The sequence below is a fragment of the Allomuricauda sp. XS_ASV26 genome (assembly GCF_041224615.1).
Taxonomy (GTDB): Bacteria; Bacteroidota; Bacteroidia; order Flavobacteriales; family Flavobacteriaceae; genus Flagellimonas; species Flagellimonas alginolytica.
Genome location: NZ_JBGFGK010000031.1, coordinates 595027 through 609521 on the forward strand (window position 1 = coordinate 595027; position 14495 = coordinate 609521).

The 14495-nt window shown below is 42.1% G+C and carries 11 protein-coding genes; all 11 read right to left on the reverse strand.

The annotated features are described in order from the left end of the window. Nucleotides 1-9: 9 nt before the first annotated feature. Nucleotides 10-927 carry a DUF368 domain-containing protein gene (locus AB9K32_RS10225; RefSeq protein ID WP_369885105.1) on the reverse strand — a complete coding sequence of 306 codons (918 nt, stop codon included), beginning with the start codon at nucleotides 925-927 and terminating at the stop codon, nucleotides 10-12. A gap of 20 nt (nucleotides 928-947) precedes the next feature. Next, nucleotides 948-2348: a tetratricopeptide repeat protein gene (locus AB9K32_RS10230; RefSeq protein ID WP_369885106.1), complete on the reverse strand. Its 1401-nt coding sequence runs from the start codon at nucleotides 2346-2348 to the stop codon at nucleotides 948-950. Between the two features lie 86 nt (nucleotides 2349-2434). Further along, the gene (locus AB9K32_RS10235) at nucleotides 2435-3631 is read right to left on the reverse strand and encodes an aspartate aminotransferase family protein (RefSeq protein ID WP_369885107.1); all 1197 of its coding nucleotides are present in this window, start codon (nucleotides 3629-3631) and stop codon (nucleotides 2435-2437) included. Next, nucleotides 3631-5328, reverse strand: coding sequence for an OstA-like protein (locus AB9K32_RS10240; protein ID WP_369885108.1), 1698 nt, complete (start codon nucleotides 5326-5328; stop codon nucleotides 3631-3633). Before AB9K32_RS10240 ends, AB9K32_RS10235 begins: the two co-directional genes overlap by 1 nt. Nucleotides 5329-5662: 334 nt before the next feature. Next, the gene (locus tag AB9K32_RS10245) at nucleotides 5663-6142 is read right to left on the reverse strand and encodes a Dps family protein (RefSeq protein ID WP_369885109.1); all 480 of its coding nucleotides are present in this window, start codon (nucleotides 6140-6142) and stop codon (nucleotides 5663-5665) included. A 71-nt stretch (nucleotides 6143-6213) separates the two neighbouring features. Continuing rightward, nucleotides 6214-8331, reverse strand: a complete 2118-nt coding sequence (locus AB9K32_RS10250; RefSeq protein WP_369885110.1) for a glycoside hydrolase family 97 protein — start codon at nucleotides 8329-8331, stop codon at nucleotides 6214-6216. Nucleotides 8332-8431: 100 nt separating this feature from the next. Then, nucleotides 8432-9700: an adenylosuccinate synthase gene (locus AB9K32_RS10255; RefSeq protein WP_369885111.1), complete on the reverse strand. Its 1269-nt coding sequence runs from the start codon at nucleotides 9698-9700 to the stop codon at nucleotides 8432-8434. Nucleotides 9701-9712: 12 nt separating this feature from the next. Next, nucleotides 9713-10168: a Fur family transcriptional regulator gene (locus AB9K32_RS10260; RefSeq protein ID WP_224835116.1), complete on the reverse strand. Its 456-nt coding sequence runs from the start codon at nucleotides 10166-10168 to the stop codon at nucleotides 9713-9715. Nucleotides 10169-10208: 40 nt separating this feature from the next. Then, entirely contained in the window at nucleotides 10209-12413 is a 2205-nt protein-coding gene (locus AB9K32_RS10265) for a bifunctional (p)ppGpp synthetase/guanosine-3',5'-bis(diphosphate) 3'-pyrophosphohydrolase (protein WP_369885112.1), read from the reverse strand. 44 nt (nucleotides 12414-12457) lie between these two features. Continuing rightward, nucleotides 12458-13690 carry a M48 family metallopeptidase gene (locus AB9K32_RS10270; protein ID WP_369885113.1) on the reverse strand — a complete coding sequence of 411 codons (1233 nt, stop codon included), beginning with the start codon at nucleotides 13688-13690 and terminating at the stop codon, nucleotides 12458-12460. A gap of 3 nt (nucleotides 13691-13693) precedes the next feature. Next, nucleotides 13694-14494: a TrmH family RNA methyltransferase gene (locus AB9K32_RS10275; protein WP_369885114.1), complete on the reverse strand. Its 801-nt coding sequence runs from the start codon at nucleotides 14492-14494 to the stop codon at nucleotides 13694-13696. Nucleotide 14495: the final 1 nt, after the last annotated feature.

Below are 14495 nucleotides of genomic sequence, written 5' to 3' on the forward strand. Positions count from 1 at the left end.
CGTTTTTACTTACTTTTTAGAAGCTGATCTTTCTAAGATAAAAATAAGCGAAAAACCTAGTACGGCCAGAATAATGGCAAGCATTAATTTATTGTCACCTTCAAAAGTTCCCGGAAGCACATTTACATCATCTACAACAATGATCTTTTCTCCAAAGGTTTTGGTCTCCAATACTTTTTTCCAGGGCCAAATTTTATTTAGGGAGCCCAAAATAAAACCGGTCAATAAGGCCAGTGTTATGTTTTTGTAGTGGTTGAACATCCATTTGAGCAAGCGTGCAAAGCTCAAAAGCCCAAAAATTGCCCCAACGCCCACGGTTAGTATTATTTTGATGTCCCTTTCGTGGACTGCGTCCAAAATGGTCTTGTAGGAGCCCAAGAGCACTAGAATAAAGGCTCCGGAAATCCCGGGCAAAATCATGGCGCAAATGGCCAATGCCCCAGATAGGAAAAGAAATGGGAGGCTGTCCACATTGTTGTTTACGGGCAATTCTGTGATAAAATAGGCCAATACCGAACCAGCACTAAAAACGAGTATGGATCCCAGGTTCCATTTGGTAATTTCTTTGGCCACCATAAAAATGGATGCGACCACCAGGCCAAAGAAAAACGACCAGAGCAAAATCGGTTCGTTCTCCAAGAGCCAGCTCAGAAATTTTGCTAAAGAGAGTACACTAATAAAGATCCCAAGAAAAAGTGACGCGAGAAAATTTCCGTTGATTTTGTTCCAGACTGCCTTTGCCCCTTCTTTATGGAACAAGGGTACAAGGGAAAGGTTTATATTGTTTATGGAAGTGATGAGTTCTTCATAAATCCCGGAAATAAAGGCAATGGTTCCTCCGGAAACTCCCGGGACCACATCTGCGGCACCCATGGCCATTCCTTTAAGCGTTATAAATACGTAGTCCAGTATACGACGTGCTTGCATATTATTGGTTAATATACGGGCTACTTGGTTGCTTTCTTTATTTTGGAAACCAATGCTTTCACCCAATCTACTTCAATGAATTCTGGGAATTCCTTCTCAAACTGCCGCAATTTACCAATATCAATTTTCATAGCCTTGGATAAGATGATTTTTGCTTCGCCCAAGTCGTTGTTTTTTAAATGAAGTCCCGCTAACTTATAAGTTAGCTCTGAGTTGTCCGGGTAAAATTCCAAACCTTGGATCAGTACTTGGATGGCCGAGTTGTAATCCCCGATTTTACTGAGCACCTCTGCCCAGTTTTTCCAAGTAAGTATCTCATAATTTCCCAGTTCTACAGCTTGTTTGTAGGCAAAATCGGCTTCGTCAAAATTGTTCATGGCGAAATAAATCTTGGCGGCCTTTTTCCAGTACTTTGGATTTTCACCATCTATATTTATTGCTTTGTTTATGTAGTGCAGTGCCTTTACGTAGTTTTTTTGGCCAAAATGGAAATCGGTAATGGCCAACCATCCCTTGTCCAATAAAGGGTCTTCGTGTACGGTGTGATAATAGTAATATTTGGCCAAATCAAAATTGCCCAATTTTTCATGGCATTTTCCCAAGCGTAAAAACGCATACGAGGTTGGGTCATCCATGGAAATGGTGGACTCGTAATTTTCGATCGCTTCGTTGTACCTGCCCAACTTTTCCAACACTTTGCCTTTTTCAAAATATGCGCCAATGAAGGAATCGTCCGAGATAACGGCAAAGTCAAAAGCGGTAAGGGCTTCCAAGTATAAATTTTTGGCCAAGTACATTTTTCCGAGTTGGTGCCAGGCGACTTCACAATAGGGATTGCGATCCAAATAATCGTTCAAATAATAAATGCAACCATCAAAATCTTCTAAGAATTCAAAACAATACACAACATTGTACAGGGACGAGTAATCTTGGTCGTCTATTTCTACACAGCGCATAAAGCTAAGTTTTGCCTGCTCGTAATTATCCATAAATAGATACTCCATTCCCAATAGGGAATGAATATCGAAGGAGTGCTCCGTTATGTGCAGTGCTTCAAGCAAGAGGTTTACAGCCTCTTGGTGCTTGTCTTGCTTGGACCTGATATTGGCCCGTTGGATGTAAATTTCCTCGTTGGCCACATTAATGGTCTGGATTTCGTCCAGAAGGGTTTCAGCGGCCTCGAATTTATCCTCAAAGGCCAATACTTCCACTCTTAAAAGTTTAAGTTCCATGGAATTGGGATGTTGTTCCAGCCCGATTTGGATGGCCTTCTTTCCCAAAGAGATTTTGCCATTGTTCAAGTAATGATGAATAATTTCCTCAAAGTCCTCCGCATCAAAGAAATAGACGTCATCCGTCTTGAGCATGGACTCAAATTTGTGTATGGATTTGTCTGGATATTCGTTAGATTCTAACGCCATAGGAACGTTTTTGGTTGAACTATGGACTTAAAATTAACCTTTTGTGGTTCTGCTCAAGTCCGATTTTGGGGTATGTTATCAACAAATTAGTTAACAGTATTGGGTCGGTAGCCATTTAAAATACTGATAATATGGTCGCAACCTTCTTCGATTTCTTTCATGGAAATGGTGAGCGGAGGCGATATTCTCACAGCTTTTGGCTCAAATAATAGCCAAAAGAGTATCAAACCTTTTTTGGCCGCTTCAAGAATTAGATAATCGGCAACATCCTCGTTTTGCATAATGGGGGCGAGCATAAGGCCCTTCCCTCGAATTTCTTTGATCAAAGGGTGCTTTAATAATTTACGGAACAGTTTTTCTTTGGCCAATGTTTGATGGATAAGGTCCGTTTCGGTAATTTCTTTTAAGGTGGCCAAACTGGCGGCGGCAATTACTGGATTGCCCCCAAAAGTGGTAATATGCCCCAACTTTGGATTGTCTTTAAGGTCTGCCATGATCTGTTTGGAGGCTACAAAGGCGCCAACGGGAAGACCCGATGCCATTCCTTTGCCGATGACCAAGATGTCCGGAGTACAATTGTAATGCTCAAAAGCGAACAATTTACCGGTTCGGCCAAACCCAGGCTGTATTTCGTCCAATATAAGTAATGCCCCAACCTTATTACAGCGGGCCCTTACTTTTTCTAAATAATCATTTTTCGGTACTATAAACCCTGCTCCTCCTTGAATGGTCTCCAATACCACTGCGGCAGTTTTTTCTGTAATTTTGATTAAATCTTCTTCATTGTTAAATTGAACAAACCTTATATCCGGAATCAAAGGTCGGAACGGACTTTTTCGTTCTTCGAGCCCCATTAGGCTTAAACTGCCCATGGTGTTCCCGTGATAGGCATTTTTGGCCGCAATTATTTCTGAACGACCGGTGTGCCTGCGTGCCAATTTTAGGGCTCCTTCCATAGCTTCTGTACCCGAGTTGACCAGATAAGTGGTGTTCAAATTACTTGGAAGGAGGGAAGAGAGCAGCTTGGAGAATTCCACGGCTGGTTTTTGTACATATTCGCCGTACACCATAACATGCATGTATTCGTCCAGTTGTGCCTTTATGGCACCAACCACTTTGGGGTGGCAATGCCCCAAACTACAGGCCGATACGCCTGCTACAAAATCCAAATGGGCATTGCCATCGGTATCGTAAACATAGCTCCCTTTGGCATGCGAAACTTCCAAGGCCAATGGATGCGGTGTGGTTTGGGCTTGGTATGTAAAGAAATCTTTTTTAGACATTATGGGGTTTGCGCTTTCTTTTTTAGCGTGGGCTGTTTGGGTTTTACCGCCTTGGTGTTAGGGGCGGTAATGGGATCGTTCTCGTTGTTTTGCCTTTCGTTTTCTTCGGCATCGATATCAATGGGATTTTCTATGCCCCGGATCTTTACCAATTCGATATTGTTATCGTCTTCATCAAAAATTTCCTCTTTGGACATGATCCGTTCATCGCCACGCCAAACAAAGCCTTTTAGTTTACGGCTCTCTACTGGCAAATCGGTCTCGGGGAATATATCCCCATCTGGATTTACAAAGAAGGTGATGTCCTCGATATCGTTATCGGCCATTAGGAGCCTAATTTTACTGCAAATCGTCTTGTCTATTCCAATTAGCTCTTCATCGTCGTTGTAGACATAATAGATTACCTCGGTATTTTGGACCAGGTCGATTATTTTAAGTTCGTTTTCTATGAACTTGCCATACAGATTTTTTCCTTTGGCCTGATTGTAACCCGTTCCACTTATAGTGTCCAGCGAAATAATGAAAGCGTTTTCGATCACCTTTAGAGAATCCAGTTTATCGGTCTCCATGTCGGATATCAAATGGATGCTGTCTCCGGTAATCTGGTTGTCCACATTCCATAAAATGGGGTCGGTGATCAGTTCGGTAATTCCTGTTCTTTCATCAAAATGGATGGAATCCGACTTACCGCTCAAATCGGTTTTATAAAACTTGGCATTTCTGAATGCCCTGATGATGCGCTCTTCCTCTTTGCCGGTTACCATTAAGGTGTCGCCATGCATGTAAAGTGAATCTTTTTGCACCAGATTGATGGAAACTGCCCTTTTGGTGGCAAAAACGGAATCCTTTGCTTTGTGCACTTCGGCATAGTGTGCTTTGATCACCCCATTGTTGATAGTGTCCGTGATCTTGATATTGTTGGTGGCCGAGGCAAATTCGGTAGCCTTATCAAAATAAATGCTGTCCCCCTCAATGATCTTGTTGTCGTACTCGATTTGGGTGTTCTTTATGCCGTAGCCCTGTTCAATTTTGGTGTCGTAGAAACCGCGCTCACAATAGATTTTATATTCCTCTCCCGTAATGGTGGAAGGCCCATACATATAGGCATTTTTGGAGGTGGTGTAGTAGTCCAGTTGCTCCGAATCGATAATGTATTCCGGATTGTCTATGTGTACCTTGCGCTGGAACTGGTATTTTTTGGGTGTCATGAAATACGTGCCGATTATGCTCGTGAGCACATTGGCGGAATCTACAACCTTGCCTCCGGCATTGTAGTAAGCCGTTTGTTTTTCCCTATCCAAATAAAGGGTATCCGTGGTCAACGTCATTTGGCCATTGGTAAGGTCTACTTTCTCCCAAGCTTTGGCCAGTTTGGTGTTGCCATCATAATCCATTTTGCCACTGTTCATTTCTATGGAATCCCCTTGTTGCAATCGAATATTTCCAATGGCTTTTAATCGATTCTCTTCTGCATAAAATATGGCAATATCGCACCAAAGGTCGGCACCTTGGTGTTCAAACTGTACTTGTCGCTCATCATCCTTGCTAAAAATCGATGCACCTGGAAACTGGGCCTCATCTTTGGTAAAGTTGGCCCCGTAAACAATGTTTATTTGTCTTCCTTCCTTGGGTTGGTTTTGTTGTGCGAAAACACCAAAAGTCAGAAGCGATAAAATGAAAAATAAAATACTTTTCAAATGCGTTTAATTTTGGTCAAAAGTAGGATTTTTAGCTGAAGTGGCACAAATCGTTTAGAAAGCTTTGGCAATTCACCACAAGCTGAACGTCACATCTTGTTGGTCTGAAGATTTGAACCATGGCAAAAAAGAAGGTGTTAAGGAAAATCCGAAGGAGGCTAATATAGACCATGAAGCAACTTAAATACTTCTGAAAAATAAAATCATCCAAGATTTCAGCAATACTTTAAGCTTATGTGCCAAAATCCTGAATGATCCTAAAATTGTCTTTGAGTGACAAAGCCAGATAACCTTTGGGAACAAAGGGCCCAACGGCAATTCTGTGAGCTGTGATCTATTTGTTTAAAAATGCGGAGTACATCCAAACCAATTTCTCCTGTTCTCTAATGTAATCGCTCATCAATGCCCCTGTGCCTTCGTCGTTGGATTCACCGGCCATTTCCAAAAGTTCTCTTTCCAATGGAAGCAATACTTTGTATCCATCCAATATGGCCTGAACGGCGTCTTTTCCACCGGATACATTTTTGGAGGCCTTTATCTTGGAGATTCCCGAATAATCTTCATAATTGTGCAGGGGTGTAAACCCTAAGGTCAAGATTCTTTCGGCTATTTCATCGATTTTTTCCAAAGAGTCGTTGTACAGGTCTTCGAATTTTACATGTAGTTCAAAGAATTTTTCGCCCTTGATGTTCCAATGGAAACCACGTGCGTTCATGTAAAATATCTGATAGTTTGCCAACAGTTCGTTCAGCTTGTCGGATAGCTCTTTGGAAGCTCTGTTGTCCAGTCCTATTTGATTTAATTTATCTGTCATAACTTCTTATTTTTATTTGGTACAAAGTTACGGATTTTGCCAAGTATCATCTGTGATTTAAGTCACATAGGCTACTCGTTTTCTTTTAGTAAACTAATGGCAAAGCCTCCCCCTTCGGCAAGTTTTATGTTGAGGATTGAATTTTTATTTACTTCTATATTTTCTATGTCGATTGCAGTAGGGTCGGTCCTAAAATTTGCACTTTCGGCATCCTTATAAATAATGGCTTTGTAACTACTGGTCTCGTCCAAAAAATCAAAATCAACAGTTAGTTCCCTAGCGTTTTCATCCGTAATACCGCCAACAAACCAATTTCCGGTTCCACGTTCTTTGCGTGCAATAGTAACGTAATCACCAACTTCTCCATTTAGCACTTCTGTTCGGTCCCAATCTACCCCGACGTCCCTAATAAATTGGAACGCTGGTTGATTTTCATAATTTTCGGGCAGATCGCATGCCATTTGCACGGGACTGTAGATTACCACATAAAGAGCCAACTGTTGGGCAATGGTGGTGCTGACCCTGTTATTTTCCTTTGTGGGGAGTTCAATATCAAAAACACCGGGTGTAAAATCTATAGGTCCTGCCAACATTCGTGTAAAAGCAACAATGGGCAAATGTTCTGCAGGATTGCCACCATCGGCAGACCAGGCATTAAATTCTTGGCCTCTTAATCCTTCCCTGGAAATGGCATTTGGGTATGTTCTTCGTATTCCTGTTGCTTTAATAGGTTCGTGGGCATTTATGGCTATGTTGTATTTGGCCGCTGTTTCCAATACTTTTCTATAATGATTAACCATCCATTGTCCGTGGTGGTACTCGCCTTTAGGAATTATTTTCCCTACATAGCCGGTTTTTACGGAATGTATGCCCAATTGGTTCATTAACTGATAGGCAGTGTCCAACTGCTGCTCATAGGTTCGGGGCGCTGCCGAAGTTTCGTGGTGCATTATCAATTCCACTCCTTTTTCTTTGGCGTATTTGTTAAGTCCCTCCAGATCATAATCGGGGTAGGGCGTTACAAAATCGAAGACCCCTTCGCGGTCTTCAAAACCTATCCAATGCTCCCATCCTGTATTCCAGCCTTCCACCAATATACCTTTAATGTTGTTTTTTGCAGCAAAGTCGATGTAGCGTTTTGTATTTTCGGTTGTTGCGCCATGTTTCCCGGTAGGTTTGGCATCTTCCGTAAATGTGTTCATGTCTTGCGAGCCTGCATAGTCCCAGGTGGATTTGCCCAGGTGCATCTCCCACCAGATACCGACGTATTTTTTTGGTTCAAACCAATCTACACTGCCCAATTTATTGGGTTCGTTGAGATTGACGATCAATTTGGATTCGATAAGTTCCGTGGCCTTGTCCGCAATTTGAACCGTTCGCCAAGGTGTTTTAAAGGGAAGCGCCCTTTTTACTTTGTGGCCGAGTCGATCGGAACCTACCAGCTCACTGGTCAATAGTAAAGATTTATTGTCCACTTTTAAGGTCATGCCGGCATAATTGGTCAGGTTGGCTTCGTGGAAACTCAGGTGCAGTCCATCTTTGTTTCGCAGGGTTACTGGTGTATTTACCGCATTTTCTGGAATATAGGTCTGTGCAAGGTCAGGGTGGTTTCTTTTGGAAATGGCATCTATCTCAGAAACCAGAGAGTTGTTATAACGGTGTTCGTAGATATCCCAATCCCCTGGAATCCACCATGACGTATAGTCCTCTGTGAGCTGAAATTGGGTGTTTTCGTCCATTATTGCCACACTGTCCACGCCTTGTTGTGGTAAAAACTCATACCGGAAACCTACACCATCATCATAAGCCCTAAAATAGATGTTGAATTTACGGTTTGGGGCTTGGGTCTCTTCGAGCTCAACTTTGAGTTCGTTGTATTGGTTCACAACCTCTTTTTGCTCCCCCCAGGGCATTTCCCAAGTCTCATCTACCGTGGTTGTGGTTGAATTGATAATGCCCAGATTTCTGTTCAAGGATTTTTGATTTTTGAAATCAAAACCGATAAAAGAGGAATCGATAACAGTTTTGTTGTTATGATTCACCACATACAATGGATTGCCGTTCTCCGATAGAAAAAACTCTATGGAGTTGGTTCCCTTTGGAGATGCAACGGAAAGTGATTTTGGCTCTTTCTTTTGGCAGGAAACAAGGCTTGCCAGTACTAATAGCAGGGTCAATATTTTGTTCATGGTATTGATATTTAGTCAATTGCGTTTGAGTAGGAGTATAATGTCCGTGAAGGAACAACCGGACTATTAAATTACTCAAAAATGAACAAAAAACCGAGTCTTACCTATGAATAGTTTGAAGCCTGTCCGGACCTACGGATACTATTTTAATGGGTACGTTCAACTGCTCTTCCAAGAACCCGATATATTCGTTCAGGGTATTAGGTATATCCTCTGCCTTGGACAATTTGGTAAGGTTCTGGGACCATCCTTTCAATTCCGTGTACACAGGAGTAACGTACTCTTTCTCTATGTTGTAGGGCAAATGCTGTATTTGCTCTCCTTTATAGGAGTAGGCCGTACATACTTTAATGGATTCAAAGCCACTAAGAACGTCTGCTTTCATCATCATTAGTTCTGTTACACCATTAATTTGAACAGCATATTTTAGGGCTACCAGATCCAACCATCCACAACGACGTGGTCTTCCTGTTGTTGCGCCGAATTCGTTGCCTATTTTGGCCATTTTGGCACCGTCCTCATCAAAAAGTTCAGTAGGGAACGGGCCGCTTCCCACACGGGTGGTGTAGGCTTTAAAAATCCCCAAAACACGCTTAATGTTGTTTGGGGCAACACCTAATCCTGTGCACGCTCCGGCGGCGGTAGTATTCGAGGATGTTACAAAAGGGTAGGTTCCAAAATCGATGTCCAAGAGGGAGCCTTGAGCACCTTCGGCCAAAATCTTTTTGCCTTCGGCCTGCGCTTTGAAAATGTATTCCTCGCTATCTATAAAGGTCAATTTTTTCAATGTTTCAACACCTTCACAGAATTCTGTCTCCAATTCTTCCAGATTATACTGGATATCTACATCGTAAAAATCGATCATGGCCTCGTGCTTGTCGGCAAGGGCTCGGTATTTTGTTTTCCAATCATCGAACTCCAAATCGCCAACACGCATTCCATTACGGCCTGTTTTGTCCATGTAGGTAGGGCCAATACCCTTTAAAGTGGAACCGATTTTTGCTTTTCCTTTGGATGCTTCGGAAGCGGCATCCAACAAACGATGGGTTGGAAGAATCAGGTGTGCTTTTCGAGAAATGAACAGTTTGGACTCGATATCGATATTGAATTTTTCGAGATTGTCCAGTTCTTTTTTAAAGATAACGGGGTCTATGACGACTCCGTTCCCCACTATATTGATCGCATTTTTATGAAAAATCCCAGAGGGAATCGTATGCAAAACGTGCTTAATACCATCAAACTCCAAGGTGTGGCCTGCATTGGGCCCTCCTTGAAAACGGGCTATAATATCGTATTCCTTGGTAAGTACATCAACAATTTTTCCTTTTCCTTCGTCTCCCCATTGGAGTCCAAGCAATAAATCTACCATGTAATATGTGGGTTATTCGGTTAGGTTTTCTTCTTTGTTTCGAGTTCCGTAGAAATATAATGAGTGATTATTGATCTTAATGTCAAAAACCTCCTCAATGGTTTTTTTGATGGATTGGATACGTGGGTCACAGAACTCCACTACCTCTCCTGTATCGGTTAGGATAACATGATCGTGCTGACGATCAAAATAAGACTTTTCGTATTGCGCCTGGTTTTTGCCGAATTGGTGCTTGCGAACCAGTTTGCTCTCCAACAAAAGTTCTATGGTGTTGTACAATGTGGCCCGGCTTACCCTATAGTTTTTTGTCTTCATTTTGATGTAAAGGGATTCTACGTCAAAATGGTCGTCGCTTTCATAAATTTCCTGTAAAATGGCGTAGCGCTCAGGAGTTTTGCGGTGTCCTTTCTCCTCTAGGAACGAGGTGAACACATTTTTTACAATTTCCTGATTTTTGTTGTTTCCCATGGCTTTCTGCATAGCTAATGCACAAAGGTACAGTTAAAAATTAAATTCTTGTTACTTTATCTATTCCTTCAACTTGCTTTAAACGGTTCATAAGTCGTTTAAGGATATTATTGTTTTTGACCACGAGCGTTATCTTTCCTTTAAAGGTGCCTCCGTCCGCACTAAAGTTGAGGTTTCGCATGTTTACATGCATGTTTTCCGATATGATCTTGGTAATATCCTGTACCAATCCCATGTTGTCGATACCGGTTATTTGAATATCCACAGAAAACTCTTCTTGGGAAGAATCTATCCACTTGGCACTTATAATTCTATAGGCATAATTGGATTGTAGCGATATGGCGTTCGGGCAATTTTTTTTGTGCACTTTAATGCCATCGTTAACACTTACAAATCCAAACACCTCATCTCCGGGAATTGGATTGCAGCATTGCGAGAGTTTATAGTTGAGCCTTTCCTCTTCCTTGCCGAATACTAGTAGGTCGTATTTGGTGGTGATCTCGTTTTTATCTACATCTTTTGGTGTAGGGGTTCTTCGGATTTTGTTTTTGAAGAAATTGATAAATGCATTATGGTAGGATGATGAAAAATCCTTGAGCTTTTCGTTGTCGATAACACCGATACCGACACGATAGAAAAGGTCCAAGCTTGTTTTTAGCTTGAAAAAGGTCACCAATTTGTTGACGGTGTCCTCGTTCAGGTTTATTTTTTGGGCCTTTAACTTTCGTCGCAATATTTCCTTTCCTTCTGCCGCGACCTCTTTTTTCTCTTCGCTCAACGACGATTTAATTTTGGAGCGAGCTCTTGCTGTTTGTGCATAATCCAACCAACTTTGAGTAGGTTTGGCACTTTCCGAGGTAATGATCTCCACTTGATCACCGCTCCTGAGTTTTGTGCCCAACGGGACCAGCTTTCCGTTTACACGGGCTCCACGGGTCTTTAATCCTACTTCGGTATGGATGTTAAACGCAAAGTCAAGGGCGGTGGCACCTTTGGGCATCGATTTTAAATCTCCTTTGGGAGTAAAAACAAAGATTTCCTTGGCATAAAGGTTCAGTTTAAATTCCTCGACAAAGTCGACAGCATTGCCATTGGCATTTTCAAGTGCTTCCTGTAGTTTGTTGAGCCATTCTTCTATGCCTTGTTCCTTTTGGTTGCCATGTTTGTACTTAAAGTGCGCAGCATAGCCTTTTTCTGCAATTTCGTGCATACGCTCACTACGAATCTGAACTTCTACCCATTTTCCTTTTGGCCCCATTACCGTTATATGCAGAGCTTCGTACCCTGTGGATTTGGGAGAGGTGATCCAATCCCTAAGTCGAATCGGGTTTGGGGTAAAGTGATCGGTAACTATGGAGTAGATTTTCCAAGCAAGGAATTTTTCGTTCTTGCGATTGGATTTGTAGATGATCCGAATTGCGAACTTATCGTAGACTTCATCAAAAGTTACATTTTGAGTCTTCATCTTTTTACGGATGGAGAAAATGGATTTCATTCTACCTTTGATGTAGTAATTAAGACCTTCTTTGTCCAGCGATGTCCGGATAACATTGGCAAAGTCTTCGATATAGGCCAAGCTTTCCTCTTCGGTGTCCTCTATTTTTGCTTGGATATCGTTGTAAACCTCTGGTTCGGTATACTTTAAAGAGAGGTCCTCAAGATGGGTTTTAATATTGTAAAGCCCAATTCTGTGGGCCAGGGGCGCATAAATATATAGTGTTTCGGAAGCAATCTTTACCTGTTTGTGTTCCGGCATGGAATCCATGGTGAGCATGTTGTGGTACCGGTCCGCAATTTTGATAATGATTACACGGACATCGTCATGAAGCGTCAACAGCATTTTTCTAAAGTTCTCTGCTTGTTGACTTATGTCCTTATCTTTTTTTAAGTGGGCGATCTTGGTGAGCCCATCCACGATCCGCGCCACTGTCTCGCCGAACATACGCTCAATATCGTCCAGCGTATAGGCCGTATCCTCTACAACATCGTGCAGTAGGGCAGAGGCGATGGAAACAGCATCCAGACCAATTTCCGAAGCTACAATTTTGGCAACGGCAATAGGGTGAAAAATATAGGCCTCACCGGATTTTCGTCGTTGATCCTTATGGGCATCTACGGCCACATCGAATGCAGATCGAATCAATTTCTTGTCCTCGTCCGTCAATGTTTGGTAGCTAATGCGAAGTAATTCTTTGTACTGCTTCGCAATTTGCTTGTTTTCTTTTTCAATCGCAGCCTCTGTCATAGTATATTAAATTTACTACAATCTTAAATTTTAAACAACAAAATCTATGCCTTTAGGTTTCGGATACGTTCAATTAAAGGTGGATGTGAGTAGTGGACAAAAACGTAGGCCGGATGTGGGGTGAGGTTGCTCAGACTTTTTTTGGACAACTTTTTTAATGATGAGATCAATGGGGATGCGGCAAATGTACGTTTTGCAAAATTATCTGCTTGGAATTCGAATCTCCTCGATAAATAGTTCATGATCAATCCGGTTATTTCGGAAATAGGGCTATATAATAAGGCAAACCCGACCAAAGCGGCATGAAAACTTGGTGTGGATACGCCAATGGCCAAGGATATTTCTGGATGGTTGATGAACAACGATAGGATAAAAAGCGTAACACCTGTAGTGAACAACGATGCAAAAAGATTTGCAATAATATGTTTTCGTTTGTAATGGCCAACCTCATGGGCCAAGACCGCCACGATTTCATCCTCGCTCAAATCGTTGATCAATGTATCGAACAGGGTAATGCGCTTTTCTTTTCCAAACCCCGAAAAATAGGCATTTGCTTTTGTGGAACGTTTGGAGCCATCTATTACAAATATATTTTGAAGCTCAAAACCCACCTTTTTTGCATAATCCTCAATGGATTTTTTTAGACTGCCCTCTTCAAGTGGGGTCTGTTTGTTGAACAGTGGTACGATCAACCGGCTGTAGAACAGATTAATGAACAAAATAAAGACCCCGACAGCTACCCACATATAGATCCAAAAATTTCGGCCTGTAGATATGTAGAAAAGTATAAATAATGCCAGCATACCTCCTCCCAAGACCAAAGTGAGCAGAGTCCCTTTTATTTTATCTGACAAAAAAGTGGATTTAGTGGTTTTGTTAAAGCCATATTCCCCTTCGATCACAAAAGTTTTGTAATACGAAAAAGGGAGTCCCAAAAGTGCGCTACCGAACATTATAATCCCAAAAAACAGCAATGCCATGGGAATAGTATCTTCGGTAATGGAACGGGTCAATCGATCTACCCATTCAAATCCACCAAGGACTAAAAAACATACGGTCAGTACAAGGGAAAAGCCATCGGAGATAAGACCAAATTTGTAGTTGGCCCGTTTATATTGTTGTGATTTTCGATACTCGGTTTCGTCAAAGACATCGGCCAGTTCGGGAGGTAATGTGGACTGGAAACGCTTGGCATTCAGATATTCCAGGAACTGGTGTGCCAGATATTGGGTTACGAGAATCGCAAGGATCGCATAAAAGAGTGTATTTTTTTCCATAGCTTAAAATCCGCGCTGGCGCTTCGCTTCAAATATAAGTATTGCAGCGGATACCGAAACATTCATGGAGTCTATTTCCCCTTGCATCGGAATAATTATGTTTTGGTCGGAATTTTGGAGCCATGTATCGGTGAGTCCAGTGGCCTCCGTACCCATAACTAGGGCAGAGGCTCCTGTAAAATCACAATCCACATAATTTTTGGAAGCGGTCAATGCGGCACAATAAATTTTGATTTGGTTGGTCTGTAAAAAAGTAATGATCTGGTCCGTTGTACCCAGACCCACTTGGTTGGTAAAAAGGCAGCCAACACTGGATCGGATTATGTTCGGACCATATAGGTCGGATTTGGGGTTTGCTATTAAAACGGCATCTACAGCAGCAGCATCGGCCGTGCGTAAAAGTGCGCCAATGTTTCCAGGTTTTTCTGGAGCTTCGGCCACGAGAACCAAAGGTGTGTTGTTCGTAAAGGTAATGTTCTGCAATGCATGGTCCTTTGCACTCATCAGGGCGATTACACCCTCGGTGGTACCACGGTGCGCAATTTTAGCGTAGACATTTTCGGATATTTCTATAATTTCCGGGCAAGCGCCCTTGGTGAGCGTATCAATAGAAGGGTTGTTCAAAATTTCAGGACAAAAAAGAAGGGTCTGCATGGTATAACCGCCCTTTAGGGCCAACGCTATTTCCCTTTGCCCTTCAACGATAAAAAGCCCGCTCTTTTTTCGTTCACGGGATTTTTCTTTGAGCTGCAGAATTCTTTTCACCAAAGAATTTTGGGTGCTGCTTATGAGTTTAACTTCCATA

Bases quoted from the DNA above. Each gene is read 5' to 3' on its own strand.
- AB9K32_RS10275 (WP_369885114.1), bottom strand. From the start codon at position 14,494: ATGGAAGTTAAACTCATAAGCAGCACCCAAAATTCTTTGGTGAAAAGA.
- AB9K32_RS10265 (WP_369885112.1), bottom strand. From the start codon at position 12,413: ATGACAGAGGCTGCGATTGAAAAAGAAAACAAGCAAATTGCGAAGCAG.
- AB9K32_RS10225 (WP_369885105.1), bottom strand. From the start codon at position 927: ATGCAAGCACGTCGTATACTGGACTACGTATTTATAACGCTTAAAGGA.
- AB9K32_RS10250 (WP_369885110.1), bottom strand. From the start codon at position 8,331: ATGAACAAAATATTGACCCTGCTATTAGTACTGGCAAGCCTTGTTTCC.
- AB9K32_RS10270 (WP_369885113.1), bottom strand. From the start codon at position 13,690: ATGGAAAAAAATACACTCTTTTATGCGATCCTTGCGATTCTCGTAACC.
- AB9K32_RS10230 (WP_369885106.1), bottom strand. From the start codon at position 2,348: ATGGCGTTAGAATCTAACGAATATCCAGACAAATCCATACACAAATTT.
- AB9K32_RS10235 (WP_369885107.1), bottom strand. From the start codon at position 3,631: ATGTCTAAAAAAGATTTCTTTACATACCAAGCCCAAACCACACCGCAT.
- AB9K32_RS10245 (WP_369885109.1), bottom strand. From the start codon at position 6,142: ATGACAGATAAATTAAATCAAATAGGACTGGACAACAGAGCTTCCAAA.
- AB9K32_RS10260 (WP_224835116.1), bottom strand. From the start codon at position 10,168: ATGGGAAACAACAAAAATCAGGAAATTGTAAAAAATGTGTTCACCTCG.
- AB9K32_RS10255 (WP_369885111.1), bottom strand. From the start codon at position 9,700: ATGGTAGATTTATTGCTTGGACTCCAATGGGGAGACGAAGGAAAAGGA.